This window comes from Bacillus sp. FSL W8-0640 (assembly GCF_038007725.1).
Classification (GTDB): Bacteria; Bacillota; Bacilli; order Bacillales; family Bacillaceae_G; genus Bacillus_A; species Bacillus_A cereus.
Window position 1 is genome coordinate 5,063,757 of the sequence record NZ_JBBOXT010000001.1, and the last position, 21,971, is coordinate 5,085,727.

The following is a 21,971-nucleotide window of genomic DNA, read 5'->3' on the forward strand; positions in this document are numbered from 1 at the left end:
TCAGTATCTATTCACTCAATACTCAGAAGTTATGATCGGTGTGCCAACCACAATTGTATCTTTGTTGTCTGTAGAACGTATTGCTATTTGCACATTTATTTTCTCTCTATTTGTTGAAAGAGCGTCATCCCACTTTTTATTGTATGCGGAGACTGACACAAATGCTCTTTCTTCTACTTGTTCGATCGCTCTTGCTGAAAGATCTTTCAAAACCTGATTGGTTTTATTTTGCAAAACACCTTCAATCTTATCATTCAGTACACCTTGAACACAAGTGTAAATTATAGGTTTTTCACTAAAAATTTTATTCATGTTTTGAACATACTTCGGGTCCCATTTCGCCCCACTTACTTCAAAGATAATGAAAGTGTTTTCTTTAGTATTTTCTTTACTCCAAGTTACTACTACTCGTTCTTCATAGGAAGAAAGCTTTTTATAGGATGTAGCTTTATATCCATCTGGAGATTGCTCTACTTCCCACTTTTGAATATTTGCCTTTTCCTTCACATCGTTTAACAACTTTTGAAACGTATGTATGTTAGAAATTGTTTTTGTTTCTCTCGCTAACCATGACCATTTTTCTACTTTAGCATCATTTTTCTCTAAAGCCTTGATCATGCTCTCCATTTTCTGTTCATCGCTTATCGGTTTCATCTCTCTATATCCAACCAAAAATAAAACAACACTAAGTGCAACAATAAGAATGGCTTTAAGCTTCAATTTCATCCCCTCCTATCCCCATTGTTAACGGAGATTTGAGGTTCTATACACTTACTTTACTAAATACGTTAAACTCTTCGAATAGCCTAAATAATCAAGGAAAAAGTTACTTACAGATGTCCCAATTGCAATTGTAATTAAGATGAGTAATACTCGCGTCTGCAGCACTTTTCCGGACTTCATTAAACGCTCAATGTGAATGCCTTGTAAGGCCCACCACGTAATGGTAATAAACAATAAATGCGAAACAATGGCAATCAGTGCTTGTTGCCCTAAAAGTTGTGCCAAAAAATCGACCCCTTTTTACTCAGCTACTACTTATGAAAGAATATAAAAACGATACCATAATAAGTAGGAGCTACACTTTTTCAAATGCACATAGACATCTTACATTTTACATCGTGATTTTCTTTCCAAAAACGTATATCTACATTACAAGTTAACACAAAATAAAAAGCGCAGAGTACTGACTCCACACCTTTTATTTTCACTATTGTACCACGTTCCCTAAGAAGAAGAAATCTTTCATTAATGGAAAATATTCATAAAAGAAATTGTACCCAATCATCGGCATAATCCCTAGTATTACAATCGAAATTGCACAAAGACTCATAACAACCTTTATATTTAACGGTAACCGTATCCTCTCTTCTGTCTCTCCTGTGCGGAAAAACATTTGTTGTAAAATACGGAAATAATATACGAATGAAATAACTGTCGTACCCATCATAATCGAAGCTAGTACGTAATGTGCTGGCTCTACATGAAGCGCGCCTAAAAAGATGTTAATCTTTCCAATGAAGCCAGCCGTTCCTGGTATCCCAGCCAGCGATAAAATAAAGATTGTCATCATAATCGCTGCAAATGGTGACCTTTTATATAAACCTGTGAAAATCGTTATATTTTCCTCATCATTTTGTAAGATTAAGCCGTGGATGATAGCAAATGCACCTATATTCATAAGCATGTATGCCAACATATAAAACCACATGCTATCCATCGTAAATGGTGATAATGCGACAAGTGGAACGAGTAAATACCCTGCATGAGCAATGCCCGAATAAGCAAATAAACGCTTTATATTGTATTGTTTTAACGCGACTACATTCCCAACAATCATCGTAATACTTGCTAACACCGCGATATATATACTCATATGCCCATATAAAGATTGCATATCTCCTTGTATTAATACACTTGCAAAAACCATAAGGAACAAACGAATAATGAGTAGGAAACCAGCAATTTTAGAAATCGTTCCAAGAAAAGCAGTAACAGGTGTAGCCGCTCCTTCATACACATCAGGTGCCCACATATGAAACGGCACTGTGGCAATTTTAAATGAGAGACCGACTAGCAATAAAAGAAATGCGAGAGCTAACAATAACTGAATACCACTAGCGAGTTCCCCAGTGAGTACCTTTTGCATATCTACAATGTTAGTTGAACCTGTAATACCGTATAAATAACTCATTCCGAAGAGCGTAATCGCCGTTCCAATTCCTCCGCTAATGACGTATTTCATTGCCGCTTCATTTGATGCACGGCTCTTTTTTCGTATTCCTACTAAAATATAGGAAGAAAGTGAAAGTAACTCCAAACCAACGAAAAGGGTAATAAAATCAACACTAGAAGCCATGAACATCGCACCAAGAAGTGCCATTAAAAATAAGTAATAATATTCACCCTTATCTTCAATTGGATTCTTCTTATCATCGCTCATTGCGGTGCATAAAATGAGGGCTGAGGCACCTAATAGCAACGTTTTAAACCCTTTTGAAAATCCATCTAACACAAACGATCCATTTAAAATATCTCCTGCCGGTTCGCTGTATAGCGTAATTAATGACACGATTGCTAATACGATAGCAGCAATCGCACCAAGAGCTACATATCTATGGTTCAGCTTAAAAAACAAATCACATATGGAAAGAAGGATGGCGGCGCCGAGAATAATAAATTCTGGCACCATTAGATGCCACGATAAGCTAAGTAACGTATTCATATCCACCCTACTTCACCCCCAATGTTTTCAAAGTATTTTGAAGCGGATCCCCTAGTATTTCTGGCATAACTCCAATTGCAATAATACAAAAGATAAGTAGTAAAACAGGGACATACTCCCATCCGTGTATATCAGTTTTTGCTTCCCACTCTTTCTTTCCAAATGTCACTTGAAGTGTCGCCCTTAATACATATACAGCGGTTAAAATGATGCCAATCACACCGACTGCAGCAATGACGGGCTCTCCTTGAAATAAACCGAGAAAGGCAAGAAATTCACTAACAAACCCAGACATCCCTGGTAATCCAAGCGATGCCATTCCTCCTGCTAAAAAGAATCCGCTAAGTATCGGTACACTTTTCGCAAGTCCGCCTAGCACCGTAATATCCGAAGTTCCAAATCGTTGTTCTATAACACCCAGTAGGAAGAAGAGCAAGGCTGCAATTAAACCATGTGATACAACTTGGAATAACGCTCCTTGTGTACCAGGTGCATTAAGTGACGCAAGTCCCATTAACACAATTCCCATATGCGAAATACTAGAGTAAGCCAGTACTTTCCTAAAGTCCGTTTGGATGAGCGCTAAAAAGGCACCGTATAATAAATTAATTACGCCTAATATCGCAATTAGTGTTGCAACATCGTGAAAATATTCCGGGAATAGCCCTTTCCCGAAGCGAATAATACCGTACGCTCCAATCTTCAGCAAAACACCCGCATGAAGCATAACTACAGCTGGATGCGCTTCTATGTGTACATTGACCATCCAGCGGTGCAACGGAAAAACAGGTAGTTTAATTGCAAAAGCAATCATTATGGCAATAAATACACTAAGCTGCAAACTACTTGGGATGACGAGTGCTCCCTCTGCGTTTATGCTTCTTAATATCTCTTTCAGCTCCACAATATTTGTTGTACCTGTTTTCGCAAACAAAATTGAGAAAACAATGAGCAAAATAGCTGAGCCAATACCGTTATATATTAAATAACTATACGCAGCCTTTTCACTCGACAATTTTCCCCACTTTCCAATTAATAAGAACATTGGTGGCAACGTAATTTCAAAGAAGATAAAAAACAACATTAAGTTTTGAGCAGCAAAGACGCCGAGCATTCCTATTTCTAGCATGAGTAACAGCATATAAAATGCTTTTAAGTTTCTTTTAATAGAAAAGGCTGCAATTGCTGCAAGCATCGCTAGAAGAGCCGTCAGTACCATCATGACAAGCGACAAACCATCAATACCGAGCTCGTAATAAATAGAAAACCACCTTTTATCCACCGCTGTAAAATCTCCAAACTTAATCCATTTCACCTTTTCATCAAATAGGGACAAATTCTTTCCAGAAGCATATGTACAAGCGAGGACGATAGCGATTCCAAATGGAAGTGCCGTCCCAAATAAGCCAAGCGCCCGCACTGTACGTAATTCCTTTTTCGGTGTTAATACAAGCAATAAAATTCCTAAAAGCGGGGAAAAAATGAAGAACGTTAACAACAAATCATTCATCGTAAATCCCCTCCCGTATAGAGCAAAATAATGACGAGTACAGCGAGCGAAACCGCCGTTACAGTACCGTACACTTGTACATTCCCGTTTTGAAGTTTCGATCCAAGATTACTTGTGCCTTTAACTACACTTCCAATTAAAACTGCAATTCCTTCGACTACATACACTTCAAATAAGCGAAGTACATGAGCGATTCCTTTCGTAATAGGGATCACCGTCATGTTGTATAGTTCATCCACATAATATTTTTCTTTCAAAAGATTATAAAGAGATGTTTCCGTACCCCCAGCCCAATCTCTAGAAATTGATTTCTTGCCATATATGAAATATGCAAGAGCGATTCCCGCAAATGAAACGAGTGTCGCAACAATCATAATCCAAACTGGTCCATGCGCTTCTTCAACCTTAAACCCTACATCTTTCGTCAACCAATCTCCGAGAAACGTCCCAAACCACGGTGTATTTATATATCCTGCCACTACCGCAAGAACGCCGAGAACAATCATTGGATACGTCATAACGCGAGGCGATTCATGCACTTCTTCCTTCGTCTTCGTTTCTCCAGTAAAGACAAGAAAGTATAGGCGGAACATATAAAATGCTGTTAAAAACGCCGCAATTACCGCTAAAGTAAATAAAACGTAATTGCCATTCATCCACGTCGCCGCTAAAATTTCATCTTTGCTGAAAAAACCGGAAAGCAGCGGAACACCGCTAATGGCAAGGGTACCTATTAAAAATAGCGTACCAGTTACTTTCATCTTCTTCTGTAAACCGCCCATTTTATTAATGTTTTGCGTATGCACAGCATGAATTACACTTCCTGCTGCCAAAAATAGTAGTGCTTTAAAAAAAGCGTGTGTCGTTAAATGGAATATACCAGCTACATAGCCGGCAGAACCTAACGCGAGCATCATGTACCCGAGCTGGCTAACTGTAGAATAAGCAAGCACCCTCTTTATATCTGTTTGCACAAGACCGATAGAGGCCGCAAAGATTGCAGTGAAAGCTCCAACGATTGCCACTGTCTGCATCGCCACTGTACTTGCTGAAAATAGAGGGAACATCGTCGCTACTAAATATACGCCAGCCGCGACCATCGTCGCCGCGTGAATAAGTGCCGAAACGGGCGTTGGCCCCTCCATTGCATCTGGCAACCACGTATGAAGCGGGAACTGACCTGATTTTCCCATCGCCCCGATAAAAATTAATATCGCTGTTATTGTAATCATGTAAGGAGGTAGATCCCCTGTATAAATCGCCCTAAATATTGCGTCATATTCAAAACTACCTGCGTACCAAAAAATTAAGATCATCCCGATAAATAAACCAACATCCCCAATACGGGTCATAATAAAAGCCTTTTTTGCAGCAGCCTTCGCTTCTTCTTTAAAGAAATAAAAACCGATAAGTAAAAATGAACCAAGGCCAACTAATTCCCAAAATATATAAAACTGTAATAAATTCGTTGATATAACAAGCCCTAACATCGCAAATGTAAAGAGTCCTAAATATGCGTAAAAGGTTGGTAATCGTTCATCACCTTTCATATAACCTTTCGAATACACATGTACAAGTAGACTCACAAGCGTCACGATAAATAACATTAAAGCTCCTAATGCAGTCACTTCAAAGCCGAATGATATATCCACATCTCCAGCTCTAAGCCACACCCACTTATGCTTCACGCTTGCTTCTGAAAACCTTTCTATTAACACAAGTACCGCAAGTATAAAGGAGAGAAAGACGAAAAAAATACTAAGTACGCTGCTTCCTTCTCTAATTTTCTTCCCGAATATAATAAGTAACAAAAACGAAACGAGTGGGAAAAGCGGTATGAGCCATGCATAATCGATCATTGTTTCCTTCCCCCTTTTTCGGTCACAATGCTATCCTTTAAGCGTATCCATTTCATCCACCTGAACTGTTGTACGATTACGATATAAAGCAATTAAAATAGCGAGTCCTACCGCCGCTTCCGCTGCCGCTACAGCCATCGTAAACAGTGAGAAAATTTGACCTGTTAAATTCGGAAATAAGCCTAATTTACTAAACGCCACTAAGTTTAAATTGGCAGCATTCAGCATTAATTCGATACAAACTAATACGATTACTGTATTCCGCTTTGTTAAAGCTCCAAATAGACCGATGCAAAACAAAATAATCGCAAGTGTTAAATATGCAGAAGCTGGAACGCTACTCATTGGAATCCTCCTCTTTCTCATCCTTTTTCGCAAGTACAATCGCGCCAACGAGTGCTACAAGTAAAATAACTGAAGTTAGTTCAAATGGGATAATATATTTTGAATAGAGAAGCGTACCGATTTGAAGTGTGTTGTTTTCATGGAGAGGTAAACTTCCTTGTGTGCTTTCATTTGCAAAATCAACATTATTAACAGCGAAATACATAACCGCTCCAAATGCTACAACTGCAAAGAAGATAATCCATTTTCGAAGAGTAAGACGCGATTCATTTTCCGCGTTATGTTTCGTTAACATAATGCCGAAAATCATAATAATTGTGATTGCACCAGAGTAAAGTAAAATTTGTGCAACGCCTATAAATTCAGCTGATAAAAGAAAATACAAACCTGCAATGCTGAGAAATGTCAGAACGAGAGCTAGCATCATGTGCATAACTTTCGTTAAGTTCAACATAAGAACACCGCCGATAATTGCAGACAAGGATAGTATAAAGAATGCTACAAACTCGCCATTCATGCCTAGTTCTCCTTCCTGACGTTTTCGTCGTTTTCGTCAAGCCACTGCAAATTTTTAAATAAGTCATCACGTGAATATTCCGCGAGTTCAAAGTTATTTGTCATGACAATTGCCTCTGTCGGACAAACTTCTGTACATAAATCACAAAGAATACAAATTTCAAAATTAATATCATACGTGTCGATAATTTTCCCTTTTTTCGTAGGATCCGGATGTTTCTTTCCTGTTAACTGAATACAGTCTGTCGGACAAATGTTAGAGCACTGATTACAAACAATACATTTCTCCGGATAAAATTTTTGAATTCCACGAAAACGGTCTGGCAACGGCAACGGTTGATTTGGATAATCATACGTTACCTTCTTCTTGCTCAAATTACTTAATGTATATTTTAATCCTTTAAATAGTCCTTTCATCTCTTACTGGCACCCCCCTCATAGATTAGAAGAATAACTCCTTAATCAATGCCGTTAAGAAAATATTTGCAAGTGCAATCGGCAATAATACTTTCCAACCAAACTCCATTAACTGGTCACCTCTTATACGCGGGAACGTAACGCGGAACCAAATTAATAGAAAGACTACACTGCTAAATTTCAAAGCAAACCATACGGCACCTGGGATAAATCCAAGAAACATGACTGGATTCCATCCACCTAAAAAGAGCACTGTAATTAACGATGCCATCCCGAAGAAATATACGTACTCTGAAAGCATGAAAAACGCCCAGCGAAAACCTGAGTATTCCGTATGATATCCAGAAACAAGTTCTGACTCCGCTTCTGGCAAATCGAATGGCGTTCTATTTAACTCTGCAACTGCTGCGATTAAGAAAACGACGAAGCCAATTGGCTGTACGAAAATGTACCAAACCTTCTCCTGCGCCGCTACAATCTCATTTAAATTCAGACTACCAGCTAGCAAAACGATACCAATTACACTCATTACGAGCGGAATCTCATAAGAAATCATTTGCGCCGCCGCACGCATTCCTCCTAAAAGGGAATATTTATTATTCGATGCCCATCCCCCAGTTACAACACCTATCGTCGTAATACCGGAAACAGCAATATAATAAAGTAGCCCAACTCCAATATCTGCAAATTGAAATTTATCAGTGAACGGGATAACCGCAAGCACCATAAATGCTGGTGCAAATGCAATGACAGGTGCTAATATAAACAGCGGTTTATCTGCTGCTTTTGGAATACTATCTTCTTTCAATAATAGTTTTAAAACATCAGCTACCGTTTGCAGTAAACCAAATCGGCCTCCAACCTGGTTTGGGCCAATCCGCCCTTGCATAAACCCCATCACTTTCCGTTCTGCCAAGATTCCATATGTAACGAAGCCAAGGACTGCAAATAGTAGAAGTACCGCTAATCCGAAAAAAATGAAGAAATTCGTCCAGCTTGAAGGTGATTGTAAGAGCGTCTCAATCATTAGCCATCAACCTCCCCAAGTACAATATCAACTCCACCTAAAATCGTAATTAAATTAGCGATGTTTTCACCTTTCAATAGCTTTGGTAAAATTTGCAAGTTATAAAAAGATGGCCTACGAAACTTCAAACGGTACGGCTCTTTCTTTCCGTCACTAGCGATATAACACCCAATCTCTCCGCGCGGCGATTCGATACGTACAAATGCTTCTCCCTTAGGTGCCTTAATAATTTTTGGTACTTTTGCCAGCACAGCTCCATCTTTCGGGAACTGCTGAACCGCTTGCTCAACAATCTTTAAAGACTCCTCGATTTCTTGCATTCGGCAAACGTAGCGATCCCAAGCATCTCCCACGCTTCCAACAGGAATATCAAAATCAAAACGATCATAAATCGAATACGGCTCATCTTTGCGAAGATCCCAGTTTACTCCAGTGCACCGCAAATTTGCTCCACTTAAAGAATACGAAATCGCTTCTTCCGCGCTATATATACCAACGCCTTTCACACGATTTAAGAAAATCTCATTACCGCTAACAAGATCATGATAACCTGCCAGTTGCTCCCTCATATACGGAACAAACTCTTCCACCTTTTCAATCCAACCATCTGGCGCATCCCACTTCACACCACCAACTCTCATATAGTTAAAAGTAAGCCGTGCCCCGCATAATTCATTTAATAAATTTATAATCATCTCTCGTTCACGAAACGCGTACAAAAACGGGCTAACCGCTCCTATATCAAGAAGATTCGTCCCCCACCAAACGAGATGGCTCGCAATTCTTCCTAGCTCCATCGCAAGTACTCGCAAGTATTCGGCACGCTCTGGAATTTCAAGCCCCATCATCGTCTCTACAGCATGGCAAATGACGTAATTATTCGTCATAGCTGATAAATAGTCCATTCGATCTGTATAAGGGATAATTTGCGTATACTGTAAGCTCTCAGCGATCTTTTCCGTCCCGCGATGTAAATACCCAATAACAGGTGTAGCTTCTTTAATAATTTCCCCGTCAATCTTAATTACGAGCCTGAACACACCATGTGTACTCGGATGCTGAGGTCCTACATTCAAAAGCATCTCTTCCGTGCGGATCATAGCTACACCTCCACATCATACGGTTCATAGTCTTTTCTAAGCGGATATCCTACCCAATCCTCTGGCATTAAAATACGTGTTAAATTCGGATGCCCTTTAAATATAATGCCGAGCAAATCGTATGCTTCTCGCTCCGGCCAGTCAGCCCCTTTCCAAAGCGCTGTCACAGATTCGACTTGCGGCGTTTCCCGGTCTAGCTTTACCTTCACCGCTACCGATTGTTTCTTACCATATGAAAACAAATGAACATACACTTCCATATGTGTCACAAAATCCGTCGCATGTAGCTCTGACATATAATCAAAAGCAAGTCCCTCATGGAATCGCAGTGACTCCATCACTTCATAATATTTTTCGGGATCCACCACAAGAGTTGGCACATCCTTTGACAGTTTATTAATGTAGGAATCTACTAATGCACCCTCTCCTAACTTCTCCCTAATAGCCTCAACATACTGATTTAAATATGGCTGATTTACGGACAGTTCTTCCTGCTTCGGCTCATCCTCTTTCTTACCTTCAGCCCCCTTTGTCTTCGCTCTTGCAGCCGCTGCTGCTTTCGCTTTTGCCGCTGCAATTGCCTTTGCCTTTTCATCTCCCGAATCCCCATCACCTTGCGAGGCTTTCTGCTTCGCCAATGCTGCCGCTTTTGCCTTGGCAGCTGCCACCGCCTTCGCCTTGGCTTTCGCTTTTTCTTCTTCCGTTACTTCTTCTGTCCCTTCTCTTTTCTGCTTCGCTAACGCCTCCGCTTTTGCCTTGACTTTCGCTTTTTCTTCTTCCGTTACTTCTTCGGTTCCTTCTCTTTTCTGCTTCGCTAACGCCTCCGCTTTTGCCTTGGCTTTCGCTTTTTCTTCTTCCGTTACTTCTTCGGTTCCTTCTCTTTTCTGCTTCGCTAACGCTGCCGCTTTTGCCTTTGCGGCGGCTGCTGCCTTCGCCTTGGCTTTCGCTTTTTCTTCTTCCGTTACTTCTTCTATTCCTTCTCTTTTCTGCTTCGCTAACGCCGCCGCTTTTGCTTTTGCAGCTGCTGCTGCACGTCGTTTTGCTTCTTCTATAGTAATATCATCTTTTTTTGGTAGCGCTTTCTCTTTTTCTTGATCTTCTTCCTCAAGCTCACTTATTTCCGCCTCGTGTTTCGCTACAAGGCGTTTTCTCGCTTCTTCTTTTGCACGCCTAGCTGCTTCTTTTTTCAGCTCCTCTAAATCTTTATTTGGATTGCTCATTTATTCGTCACCTGCTTCCCGGTCTTTGCTTCGTAACGAATTTTTTCTTTTAATTTATTAATTCCATAAATTAAAGCAGCTGGATTTGGGGGACAACCAGGAATATACACATCAACTGGTACAATTTGGTCTACACCTTTCACAACAGCATATGAATTTACATACGGACCACCTGCTGTCGCACAAGATCCCATCGCAATAACCCATTTCGGTTCGGGCATTTGATCATATAAGCGCCGAACAATAGGAGCCATCTTCTTCGTTACCGTTCCCGATACAATCATGACGTCCGATTGCCTTGGTGAAGTCCGAAAAAATGACCCAAATCGATCTAAATCATAATGTGATGAACCTACTCCCATCATTTCAATTGCACAGCACGCCAGTCCGAATGTCATCGGCCATAAAGAATTGCTCCTCGCCCATCCTTTCAACTGTTCCAATGTAGAAAAAAAGATATTTCGTTCTAATTCTGCTCGCTCATTTGGATGTAATTCCTCAAAATTTATAACCATTGTAACACCTTCTTTTTCCAAGCATACGCTAATCCAACTAGCAACATTACAACAAAGATGAGCATTTCAATTAATGCAAATAAACCTAGCTTGTCATACGCAACAGCCCAAGGATATAAAAATAAAGTTTCTACATCAAAGATCACAAACAATAAAGCGAAAATATAATAACGAGCATGAAACCGAATATTTGCATCATGAAAAGGCTCAATTCCACTCTCATACGTCGTCGCCTTTGCTGCACTTGGTTTATTTGGGCGCAGCATCCTTCCTAATGTAAGAGCCACTACCGGCAGCAATATACCTAATAGCAAGAAAATCAAAACGATCATATAACTATTTTCATATACACTTGCCATTGTGAAACCCTCCCCCCTAAATTAAGAACAAGTTCACATAGTAAACAATATGTCCTAGTTGCAGTAATTATTATTTTTAAATTTTTCTAAATAATGCAACTATTCTAATCATTATAGCAAACTTCAAATTCCTATGTCGATATGTTGGGAGACAGAAACAAGAATTATTAAAATCTATCTTTACAACTTGCTATAATTGTGCAAAATAAATATAAACTTATATATGCTTTTCAAAAAACCGTAGGTGATATAAATGAAAAAACAAACACATGTAAGTATTCTTATAAGCATTGTATTGCTGTCTATAACGCTTCACTATGTAGCGATGCCTTTTCTATATGAATACTCATTTTCTTTTCAGCTATTAATCGGAACGAGTACCCTATTAATTGATATTATCGCTTGTAGTTATATACTTTATTTTTCAAACATGAAAGAAGGGCTATCTCGTTTATTTTGGATCATATTATCTGTTGGAGCTCTCTCTTATTTTATCGGTGATATAGTCGTTGCCTATCAGCGTTTAATTGTAAAAGACTTCTATACGTTCGTTGATCCATCTGACTTTTTTTACTTACTTTTTTTATTTAGCATTACGTTTGCCTTTCTATACGAAATCATTTACAACCGAGATTTATTAGAAAAACTTTTTATGCTATGTGATATTTGTATTATCGTTACAGCCCAATTTACTTTAAGTTACTACTTACTTATTGAACGAACTATTCACATCTTTACAACATCCTATATCGACATATTTGTTCAACTTACCTATCCAATGGCTGATTTACTCTTTCTCTTAATAGGAATCAACCTTTTATTTAAACCACTATCCTTATTACCTAAAAAGGTAGGTGCACTTCTTGGCAGTGCTTTAATTTTATATGCTACTACAGATGCGATTTATGCTTATATAAAATACTTCATACCAGAGTATTCTATGTTTACAGTTACTCCTTTCTATCAAGTAACCTTAGTACTAGTAGCAATCGCCTGTATTCTCCATACAAAAGAGCCTGAAAAACAAGAACAAGTACTACTAACACCTAAAATTGGTGAATCAATCCGATTATCATTACCGTATATTTCGGTAGTAATGCTTATTGTTTTTATATTAGTTGAATACGTTTTTGCGCCTATTATAGTAATCGGACTTATAATAACTTTCTCCTTCGTGCTCATACGTCATAGTTTAGTTCGAAAACAAAATAAAATATTATTGATTGCTCAAATGCAATTCAACTCAGAACTCGAGAAACAAATTAAACTACGTACAGAAGATTTAGTAGAACAGAAAAATGAACTCTATCATAATCAACAAATGTTTAAATCTTTATACGAGCATCATCCAGATCCAATCTTCACATTAGATTTGTACGGTAATTTTCTCAAAGTAAATAACGCTGGTACTACTTTACTCGGTTATCAAACGAATGAATTATTAAACCAGCCTTACTATTCACTCATATACGAAGAAGATTTAGAAGAAATGATTAACGCCTTTCATCGCGTGAAAAAGGGGTATTCTATCTCTTTAGAAATACGGGCGTACCATAAAAACAGAGACATTTACTACTTGCACGTTACCGCCGTACCGATCTTTTTAAAGGAGAAAATTTCTGGGGTTTATTTAATGATTAAAGATATTACGGAAAGCAAACAACAACAAGAACAAATTAATTTCCTAGCATACCATGATACTTTAACAGAGCTTGCAAATCGACGTGCATTTCATCAACATTTAGAACAGGCAATTACGCGAGCAAAAATATCGAAAAAGCCTTTTGCTGTTATGTTTCTCGACCTAGACCGTTTTAAAGTTATTAATGATACCCTCGGTCATCGAGTAGGAGACCTGTTGCTCATCGCAGTAGCAAAAAGGCTCGAAAGAATAGCAACATCAAATATGAAACTCGCGCGGCTAGCTGGGGATGAGTTCACAATCCTTATCGAGAATTACAAAAAAAAGCCAGATGTCCAAAAAATAGCTGATAGGATTGTAGCGGCCATGAATGAGCCATTTGAAATCGAAAATCAACATTTACAAATCTCACCGAGCATCGGAATTGCAATATATCCTGAAGCAGGTGAAGATGCGCTATCCATTTTGCAGCATGCTGATATGGCCATGTACGAAGCAAAGAATAAAGGAAAAAACGGTAGCTCTCTTTACACGAAAGAACTATATAAAAAAATGGAACGAAAAGCTCGAATTGAAAAAGATTTGCCCATCGCTTTAGTAAACAAAGAATTTTATCTCGTTTATCAACCACAAATTGATACGATAACAAATAAAATTATCGGTGCTGAAGCTTTAATACGTTGGAAACACCCACTATTAGGTGACATTTCACCATGTGAGTTTATTCCAATTGTGGAAGAGACGCCACAAGTAGTCCCACTTGGACATTGGGTATTACAAGAAGCTTGTCTCCAATTAAAAATATGGCATACCTTTGGCTACCAAAATTTAAAAATAAGTGTTAATTTATCCGCAAAAGAATTCCGGCAAGATCAATTAATCGAAAACATTTCACAAATATTAAACGACGTGCAAGTCGATCCAAAATATGTAACACTTGAGTTAACAGAAAGAATTGCAATGATTGACGAGAAAGAAACATTATTGAGACTGAAGCAATTAAAAGAGTACGGTATCCAAACTTCCATTGATGACTTCGGTACTGGGTACTCTTCTCTTGCTTATTTATCAATTTTTCCAATCGACACATTAAAAGTACCGAGAGAATTTACACAATTAGCTGATCATCGTCCTGAAGAACGAGCCATCGTTTCTACAATTCTTTCCCTCGCGAATACTTTAAATCTTTCAGTCGTCGCCGAAGGAATTGAAACCGAAAAACAACTTAAGTTTCTGCAAAAACATAACTGTAAATATATGCAAGGTTACTATTTCAGTAAACCACTTACTAGTAATCAGTTTATAAAGTTTCTACAAAAAACCCCCAGTATGAACAAATAATTCATACCGGGGGTTTTTTAGTGCTAAATATTTTTCTCATAATATTCTTCTGCAATCTCTTCGTAAAAAGCTGCAGATGTCGTATAGAAATATGGAATTAACCATAAGAATCCAATCCCTAACGTAATACAACTTAATATAAACCAGCCAATAAAACTTAAACATAAAATGAAATACTCCATCTTATGTCCATCCATCATACGACGACTTTCTGTAATAGCTTGGTTCAGTGAATACTCAGGATGATCGTTTATAATAAAGTATGTCATCGCATAAGAAAATGATTTAATAATACCTGGAATAATGAACAATAACGTCCATAAGAAAAGATAAAGATTTACTAATAAATATAATAAAAATGATTTTAGAAATCTCTTTCCCTCTGAAAACCAAATGAATACATTACCGATACTAGCTTGCTTTTCACGAAGGATATTTAAACCAAGGTAATATCCACCTAAAGTTAACGGTCCAGTAACGAAAAATGTAAGAATATTCATTGAAATTGAACCGTTTGTTTTTTGCCAACCGAAAATTAAAGAAAATCCCCAATCAACACTAAAATCAAAAGCTGTGATAAGAATTGAAATGAGTAGTGTAGCCCCAACAGCTAATCCCCATTTCCCTTCTAATGAATCTAGTGCTTCTCCTTTTAAATCACTAATCATGCGTAGCCTCGCCTCCTATACACAATAATTCTATTAGTATAGCATGTTCCTATTGAAATTCACCTTTTGAAATATAGCAATAAAAGTGTGCTGTCGTCGTACTCATATACGGACTAAACCAAAGAAATCCTATTCCAAAAGTAAGAAGCGCTAAAATAGCCCATCCTATGAAGCTCAGCCATAAAAGAAACAAATCTAACTTATGACCCTTCATAAGATTCTTACTTTCCTTCATCGCCTGCGAAACACTATATTCTGGATTTTCAATCATCACATAGTACGTCAGTGCATAAGAAAAATACATCACAATCATACCAACAATTGAAATTGCTAATAGTACGAAGAAAGCTATTGCAAATGACGTATTCCCTTCTTCACCTAACAATGCAAATAAGCCTATTAACAGCATCGGAATCCATGTACCTGTATATAACAAAATCGCAAGCATTGCCCACATTGTTTTCATCATTCTTTTAAAGCCACGAAATCCTTCAAATAAGTAATCTACTTTAGCATCTTCTCGTTTACTAATCTGTAAAAATACATTTGTATAACCATATGACGTGATCCCATACGATGCGTTACTCAAAATTATTATAATGCAATAAAAAATTCCAAAGGTAATACCTGCTCCAATTGACATCGTTTCCTCTTCAAATGATCCCGTTAAGCTTGCAACTGAGAGAAATATAATAATTCCTGGAATTAATAGTATAAGCATTGCAACCATCGAAACGACATAACTTAAAATAAAATATAAAATTGTTGATCCAACACCTAGTCCCCATTTTCCCTTTAAAGAGTACAATGCTTCTCGCTTCATTTCACCAATCATTGATTCATCCCCTTTATGAAATATAAATTGTTGTACACTTCTACTTATACAAGCATCAATATAATTATACCAGTTTTGTAAAATTATCCATAAAATACACACAAAAAAAATCCGTAAAGGCAAAGCCCTTACGGATTTTTTCACTTCATATCGGAAACGTTTAAACGGTTCACGGCACGTTGTAATGCCATTTCTGCACGTTTAAAGTCAACATGTGCTTGTTTATCTTGCAGACGTTGCTCAGCGCGACGCTTCGCTTCATTTGCGCGATGGATATCGATATGGTTTGCTTCTTCAGCAGATGATGATAATACAGTCACTTTATCTGGACGAACTTCGATAAAGCCACCGCTTACTGCTACATAATCAGTGTGTCCACCATTTTTCAGACGAACTGCACTAATTTTTAATGGTGCAACAGTTGGAATGTGACCTGGTAAGATCCCCATTTCCCCACTCTCTGCTTTTACACTTACCATTTCTACTTCTTTTTCGTAAACCGGTCCATCAGGAGTTACAATACTGACTGGAAATGTCTTCATACTTCGTCCCTCCTAAGGCCTTACGCCATCATTTTCTTCGCGTTTTCAATAACTTCTTCAATGCCACCTACTAAGCGGAATGCATCTTCTGGAAGGTCATCATATTTTCCTTCTAGAATTTCTTTGAAACCACTAACTGTATTCTTTACAGGTACGTAAGAACCTTTTTGACCTGTAAACTGCTCAGCTACGTGGAAGTTTTGAGATAAGAAGAATTGAATACGACGAGCACGATGTACAACTAACTTATCTTCTTCAGATAACTCATCCATACCTAAGATAGCGATGATATCTTGAAGCTCTTTATAACGTTGTAAAGTTTGCTGTACTTGACGAGCTACTTCATAATGTTCTTCTCCTACAATTTCTGGAGAAAGTGCACGAGATGTAGATGCTAATGGATCTACGGCTGGGTAAATACCCATTTGCGTTAAACGACGCTCTAAGTTTGTTGTTGCATCTAAGTGAGCGAACGTTGTAGCTGGTGCTGGGTCAGTATAGTCATCGGCTGGTACATATACCGCTTGGATAGACGTGATAGACCCTTTATTTGTAGATGTAATACGCTCTTGTAATTGACCCATTTCTGTTGCAAGTGTTGGTTGGTAACCTACCGCAGATGGCATACGACCAAGAAGGGCAGATACTTCAGAACCCGCTTGCGTGAAACGGAAGATGTTATCGATGAACAGAAGTACGTCTTGTCCTTGCTCATCACGGAAATGCTCAGCCATTGTTAAACCTGTTAATGCAACACGTTGACGTGCTCCAGGTGGCTCGTTCATTTGTCCGAATACCATCGCAGTTTTCTTGATTACGCCAGAATCGCTCATTTCGTGGTATAAGTCATTACCCTCACGAGTACGCTCACCTACACCAGCGAATACAGAGATACCACCGTGCTCTTGTGCGATGTTGTTAATTAATTCCTGAATTAATACTGTTTTACCTACGCCGGCACCACCGAATAGGCCGATCTTACCACCCTTAATGTAAGGAGCAAGTAAGTCTACTACTTTAATACCAGTTTCAAGAATTTCTACTTTAGTAGATAATTCTTCGAATGCAGGTGCTTGACGGTGAATTGGATCACGATGTACATCTGCAGGAACCTCACCATCTAAGTCAATTGCATCACCTAATACGTTAAATACGCGACCAAGTGTTATATCACCAACTGGTACAGAGATTGGTTTACCAGTATCTTCTACTTCTGTGCCACGAACAAGTCCATCTGTGGAAGACATTGCAACTGTACGAACTGTATCATCACCTAAATGAAGTGCAACTTCAAATGTTAAGTTAATACTTCCGTTTTCGTTGCTTTGTTTTACCGTAAGGGCGTTGTAGATTTCTGGTAGCTTTCCGCCATCAAACTTAACGTCTACAACCGGACCCATGATTTGCGTAACGCGCCCTTTATTCATCGGGTTCCCTCCTAGCTTTCTTTTAATTAGCCAACTTTCTACGAGCAGCTAGCTTTTAATTTTTTATTGGTTTATAGCTTACGCGACTCTTTTGACAGAGCCGCTTCCGCTTTTTAATACTATTCTAACGCTGCTGCTCCACCAACGATTTCCGTAATTTCTTGCGTAATCGCTGCCTGACGCGCACGGTTGAATGAAAGTGTAAGTGAATCGATAACTTCCATTGCGTTGTCTGTAGCACTCTTCATTGCTGTCATACGCGCTGCGTGTTCACTTGCTTTACCGTCTAGTAATGCACCGTACACTAAGCTTTCTGCGTATTGTGGCAATAGTACTTTTAAAATTTCTTCTTCAGAAGGTTCGAATTCATAAGCTGTCGTCGGTTTGTCAGACGCCACATCAGTAAGCGGTAAAATTTTATTTTCCGTTACCTCTTGTGAAATTTTACTTACGTAATGGTTGTAGTAGATGTACAGCTCATCATAAGCACCATCTGCAAACATCGCAATTGCTCGAGAAGCAAGGTCTTTAATATCAGTAAATGATGGGTGGTCAGATAATCCAACTACTTCATCAATAATGTTAAAGCCGCGACGTTTTAAATAATCACGTCCTAGTCGTCCAAGCACAATAATAGAATATTGGTTTGAATCCATATTATGACGTTCACGAATTACGTTACTTACTGTACGTAATACGTTACTGTTATAACCACCTGCTAGTCCGCGATCAGACGTAATAACGATGTATCCTGTACGCTTTACAGGACGCGCATTTAGCATTGGATGATTAATCCCTTTGCTTCCTTGCGCAATGCTCGCTACTACTTCTTGAATCTTTTCCATATACGGAACGAAAGATTTAGCATTTTGCTCTGCACGGTTTAACTTAGATGCAGATACCATCTCCATCGCTTTCGTAATTTGACTCGTTTTCTTTGTCGAGTTAATCTTCGCTTTTATATCGCGTAAAGATGCCACAGGTTTTCACCACCTTTTTTCCGGAAGTTGGCACGATTAGTAAGAATCCTCTTCCTAATCTACGTTGCAAGATATTCTTGCTCATGATTGAAGGAAAAGAATAGGTGCACCTACTCTTTTCCTTTACATGACCTTTAGCAATCTCAGAGCCCGAGATGCCTTTTATATATACTATCTAGCTCCAGCGGCTTGAATGCTCGGTGGCTTCACTTCTTCCTACGAGGCAAACACCGCCTCTTCGTCAGAAGCTCCATCCCCCTCACATTCACAACGAGCCGCTTCCGCTTTTATTATTCAGAAGCTACAAATACTTTTTTAAATCCATTGATTGCTGCTGCAAATTTGTCGTCATCCGCAAGTTTCTTAGTTGTGCGGATTTCTTCTAATAAGTCAGTCGCATTAGAATCTAACCAAGCATGGAATTCTTCTTCAAAACGAGTGATATCTACTACTGGGATATCATCTAGGAATCCACGTGTTAAAGCGTAAAGAATGATAACTTGTTTCTCTACACGTAATGGTTTGTGTAATCCTTGTTTTAATACCTCAACAGTACGAGCACCACGGTTTAATTTCGCTTGAGTTGCTTTATCAAGGTCAGAACCGAATTGAGCGAACGCTTCTAACTCACGGTAAGATGCAAGGTCAAGACGAAGTGTACCTGATACTTTACTCATTGCTTTAATCTGAGCAGATCCACCTACACGAGATACAGAAGTACCCGCATCGATCGCTGGACGTACGCCAGAGAAGAATAGGTCAGATTGTAAGAAGATTTGTCCATCCGTAATAGAAATTACGTTTGTTGGGATGTATGCTGATACGTCCCCTGCTTGTGTTTCGATGAAAGGTAGTGCAGTTAAAGAACCGCCGCCTTTTGCATCACTTAATTTTGCTGCACGCTCTAATAAGCGAGAATGTAAGTAGAATACATCCCCTGGGTAAGCTTCACGACCTGGAGGACGACGTAATAGTAATGACAGCTCACGGTAAGCCGCTGCTTGTTTTGATAAGTCATCATATACTACTAATACGTGTTTACCATTGTACATGAACTCTTCACCCATTGTTACACCAGCGTAAGGAGCTAGGTATAATAATGGAGCTGGTTGAGAAGCAGATGCAGTTACAACAATTGTGTACTCTAATGCACCGTGCTTACGTAGTGTTTCTACTACGTTACGTACAGTTGATTCTTTTTGTCCAATTGCTACGTAGATACAAATCATGTCTTCATCTTTTTGGTTAATGATTGTATCAAGTGCAACTGCTGTTTTACCAGTTTGACGGTCACCAATGATTAACTCACGTTGACCACGGCCAATTGGTACAAGAGCATCGATCGCTTTAATACCTGTTTGAAGTGGCTCATGAACAGATTTACGATCCATTACACCTGGTGCTGGACTTTCGATTGGACGAGTGTTTGTTGTATTGATTGGGCCTAAACCATCAACTGGTTGACCTAATGGGTTTACAACACGACCAATTAGTTCTTTTCCTACTGGTACTTGCATGATGCGACCAGTACGACGAACTTCGTCACCTTCACGAATTTCTGTGTAAGGTCCTAAAATGATAATACCTACGTTGTTTTCCTCTAAGTTTTGTGCTAGTCCCATAACGCCGTTAGAGAACTCTACAAGTTCACCAGCCATAACGTTATCAAGACCATGAGCACGCGCGATACCGTCACCAACTTGGATAACTGTACCAACATCACTAACTTCGATTTCAGACTGATAGTTCTCGATTTGTTGCTTTATCAGTGCGCTAATTTCTTCAGCTCTGATGCTCATGTGCTTCACCCCTATCTATTCTTCATTAATTCACGCTGAATACGTGCTAATTTTCCTTGTAAACTTCCGTCATAAATGCGATTTCCAATACGTACTTTAATTCCGCCTAGTAAATCTTCATCTACAACATTTTTCACGCGAATTGCATCTTTTCCCGTTCTCTTTGCAAATGCTTCAGCAATGTTAAGCTTCTCTTCTTCTGATAGAAGACGAGTAGAATATACAGTTGCATCCGCTACGTTACGTTCTTCATTAGCAAGAACAACATATTCATCTGCAATTTCAGGTAAGATATCAATGCGTTTGTTATCAATTAAAATATATAACGTATTTAAAATAGATTCAGAAACAGATCCGAATACGTTTGCAAGAAACGTTTTCTTTTGTTCCTTTGAAATGTTCGGTTGCGTTAAAAAGCTATGTAGTTCTCCGTTCTTTACATAAACGTTTTGTACAAGGCGTAATTCCTCTTCAAACATTTCTAATACGTGTTTTTCTTTAGCAATTTTAAAAAGAGCGACAGCATAACGTTTTGCTACAATCCCATTGCTCATCGCGCTTCTCCTACTTCTTTAATATAATCGCGAATTAACTTCACTTGATCTTCTTCTTTTAATTCTTTTTCAATTACTTTAGAAGCAATTTGAACAGATAAAGAAGCAACTTGTTCTTGTAAAGCAGCAATTGCTTGCTCTTTTTCGCGTTGAATTTCTTGTACAGCAGATGCTTTAATTGATTCTGCTTCTTCTTTCGCAGCAGCAACAATAACATCTTTTTGATCTATAGCTTGCTTTTTCGCTCTTTCAATTAACTCTTGTGCTTCAACACGTGATTGTTTTAACATTTCACGTTGTTCTTCTACTAACTTCTTCGCCTCAGCATTACTTCTTTCTGCAGCGTCGATTTCATTAGTAACATGCTCTTCACGTTCTTTCATAATTCCCATTAAAGGACCCCACGCAAATTTGCGTAGCATTACTAATAGAAGTAAGAAAATGAACAATGTATAAGCAATCGTTCCAAATGGAATGGCAGCACCTAATAATAAAGTTGGCACAAGGATTCACTCCCTTCAAAATATCTAAATTGATCATATGAAAAAAAAAGACATACGTTTCATTCATAAAGCAATGGCGAAGAAAGT

General features: G+C 38.6%; 22 protein-coding genes. 1 reads left to right on the forward strand and 21 read right to left on the reverse strand.

The annotated features are described in order from the left end of the window. Positions 1–15: 15 nt before the first annotated feature. The 13 genes from N2V80_RS26245 to nuoA all read right to left on the reverse strand — a co-directional run bounded on the left by N2V80_RS26245 (position 16) and on the right by nuoA (position 11,593). Positions 16–720, reverse strand: a complete 705-nt coding sequence (locus N2V80_RS26245) for a YwmB family TATA-box binding protein (RefSeq protein ID WP_000767916.1) — start codon at positions 718–720, stop codon at positions 16–18. 51 nt (positions 721–771) lie between these two features. Beyond that, the gene (locus tag N2V80_RS26250) at positions 772–1,008 is read right to left on the reverse strand and encodes a DUF1146 family protein (protein ID WP_000057889.1); all 237 of its coding nucleotides are present in this window, start codon (positions 1,006–1,008) and stop codon (positions 772–774) included. A 202-nt stretch (positions 1,009–1,210) separates the two neighbouring features. Continuing rightward, complete coding sequence (gene nuoN, locus N2V80_RS26255) at positions 1,211–2,725, reverse strand: NADH-quinone oxidoreductase subunit NuoN (RefSeq protein WP_061655624.1); 1,515 nt, start codon at positions 2,723–2,725, stop codon at positions 1,211–1,213. A 7-nt stretch (positions 2,726–2,732) separates the two neighbouring features. Beyond that, a complete protein-coding gene (locus N2V80_RS26260) occupies positions 2,733–4,235 on the reverse strand; it encodes an NADH-quinone oxidoreductase subunit M (RefSeq protein WP_061655619.1) in 1,503 nt (500 codons plus the stop codon). Further along, positions 4,232–6,094, reverse strand: a complete 1,863-nt coding sequence (nuoL, locus tag N2V80_RS26265) for an NADH-quinone oxidoreductase subunit L (protein WP_061655620.1) — start codon at positions 6,092–6,094, stop codon at positions 4,232–4,234. The genes N2V80_RS26260 and nuoL overlap by 4 nt, the downstream gene beginning before the upstream one ends. 30 nt (positions 6,095–6,124) lie before the next feature. Further along, complete coding sequence (nuoK, locus tag N2V80_RS26270; protein ID WP_000100079.1) at positions 6,125–6,439, reverse strand: NADH-quinone oxidoreductase subunit NuoK; 315 nt, start codon at positions 6,437–6,439, stop codon at positions 6,125–6,127. After that, a complete protein-coding gene (locus N2V80_RS26275; protein WP_001012814.1) occupies positions 6,432–6,956 on the reverse strand; it encodes an NADH-quinone oxidoreductase subunit J in 525 nt (174 codons plus the stop codon). Before N2V80_RS26275 ends, nuoK begins: the two co-directional genes overlap by 8 nt. A 2-nt stretch (positions 6,957–6,958) precedes the next feature. Next, complete coding sequence (gene nuoI / locus N2V80_RS26280) at positions 6,959–7,372, reverse strand: NADH-quinone oxidoreductase subunit NuoI (protein ID WP_061655621.1); 414 nt, start codon at positions 7,370–7,372, stop codon at positions 6,959–6,961. A 25-nt stretch (positions 7,373–7,397) separates the two neighbouring features. Beyond that, positions 7,398–8,399, reverse strand: a complete 1,002-nt coding sequence (gene nuoH / locus N2V80_RS26285; RefSeq protein ID WP_000573426.1) for an NADH-quinone oxidoreductase subunit NuoH — start codon at positions 8,397–8,399, stop codon at positions 7,398–7,400. Further along, positions 8,399–9,499: an NADH-quinone oxidoreductase subunit NuoD gene (gene nuoD, locus N2V80_RS26290; RefSeq protein ID WP_000621434.1), complete on the reverse strand. Its 1,101-nt coding sequence runs from the start codon at positions 9,497–9,499 to the stop codon at positions 8,399–8,401. The genes nuoH and nuoD overlap by 1 nt, the downstream gene beginning before the upstream one ends. 2 nt (positions 9,500–9,501) lie before the next feature. Continuing rightward, positions 9,502–10,719, reverse strand: coding sequence for an NADH-quinone oxidoreductase subunit C (locus N2V80_RS26295; protein WP_340980890.1), 1,218 nt, complete (start codon positions 10,717–10,719; stop codon positions 9,502–9,504). After that, on the reverse strand, positions 10,716–11,234 hold the full coding sequence (gene nuoB / locus N2V80_RS26300) for an NADH-quinone oxidoreductase subunit NuoB (protein WP_000236331.1): 519 nt from the start codon (positions 11,232–11,234) through the stop codon (positions 10,716–10,718). The genes N2V80_RS26295 and nuoB overlap by 4 nt, the downstream gene beginning before the upstream one ends. Next, positions 11,225–11,593, reverse strand: coding sequence for an NADH-quinone oxidoreductase subunit NuoA (nuoA, locus tag N2V80_RS26305; RefSeq protein ID WP_000179273.1), 369 nt, complete (start codon positions 11,591–11,593; stop codon positions 11,225–11,227). Before nuoA ends, nuoB begins: the two co-directional genes overlap by 10 nt. Before the next feature lie 253 nt (positions 11,594–11,846). On the opposite strand from nuoA, the gene N2V80_RS26310 reads away from it, so the two are divergent. Then, positions 11,847–14,576 (forward strand): putative bifunctional diguanylate cyclase/phosphodiesterase, encoded by a 2,730-nt coding sequence (locus tag N2V80_RS26310; RefSeq protein WP_061655666.1) that lies wholly within the window; start codon positions 11,847–11,849, stop codon positions 14,574–14,576. 23 nt (positions 14,577–14,599) lie between these two features. Here N2V80_RS26310 and N2V80_RS26315 read toward each other — a convergent pair whose 3' ends face one another. The 8 genes from N2V80_RS26315 to atpF form a co-directional block, all read right to left on the reverse strand. Then, positions 14,600–15,244 (reverse strand): DUF975 family protein, encoded by a 645-nt coding sequence (locus N2V80_RS26315; RefSeq protein WP_000622458.1) that lies wholly within the window; start codon positions 15,242–15,244, stop codon positions 14,600–14,602. Positions 15,245–15,293: 49 nt separating this feature from the next. Then, complete coding sequence (locus N2V80_RS26320; protein ID WP_061655667.1) at positions 15,294–16,079, reverse strand: DUF975 family protein; 786 nt, start codon at positions 16,077–16,079, stop codon at positions 15,294–15,296. 140 nt (positions 16,080–16,219) lie between these two features. Beyond that, the gene (gene atpC, locus N2V80_RS26325; protein WP_000847211.1) at positions 16,220–16,621 is read right to left on the reverse strand and encodes a F0F1 ATP synthase subunit epsilon; all 402 of its coding nucleotides are present in this window, start codon (positions 16,619–16,621) and stop codon (positions 16,220–16,222) included. A 20-nt stretch (positions 16,622–16,641) separates the two neighbouring features. After that, positions 16,642–18,048, reverse strand: coding sequence for a F0F1 ATP synthase subunit beta (gene atpD / locus N2V80_RS26330; RefSeq protein ID WP_061655668.1), 1,407 nt, complete (start codon positions 18,046–18,048; stop codon positions 16,642–16,644). A 119-nt stretch (positions 18,049–18,167) separates the two neighbouring features. Continuing rightward, a complete protein-coding gene (gene atpG / locus N2V80_RS26335; protein WP_000157696.1) occupies positions 18,168–19,028 on the reverse strand; it encodes a F0F1 ATP synthase subunit gamma in 861 nt (286 codons plus the stop codon). A gap of 290 nt (positions 19,029–19,318) precedes the next feature. Beyond that, positions 19,319–20,827 carry a F0F1 ATP synthase subunit alpha gene (gene atpA / locus N2V80_RS26340; RefSeq protein WP_000027518.1) on the reverse strand — a complete coding sequence of 503 codons (1,509 nt, stop codon included), beginning with the start codon at positions 20,825–20,827 and terminating at the stop codon, positions 19,319–19,321. A gap of 11 nt (positions 20,828–20,838) precedes the next feature. Further along, positions 20,839–21,381, reverse strand: coding sequence for a F0F1 ATP synthase subunit delta (gene atpH / locus N2V80_RS26345; protein WP_000064683.1), 543 nt, complete (start codon positions 21,379–21,381; stop codon positions 20,839–20,841). Beyond that, complete coding sequence (atpF, locus tag N2V80_RS26350) at positions 21,378–21,884, reverse strand: F0F1 ATP synthase subunit B (protein ID WP_061655669.1); 507 nt, start codon at positions 21,882–21,884, stop codon at positions 21,378–21,380. The genes atpH and atpF overlap by 4 nt, the downstream gene beginning before the upstream one ends. Between the last annotated feature and the right edge of the window lie 87 nt (positions 21,885–21,971).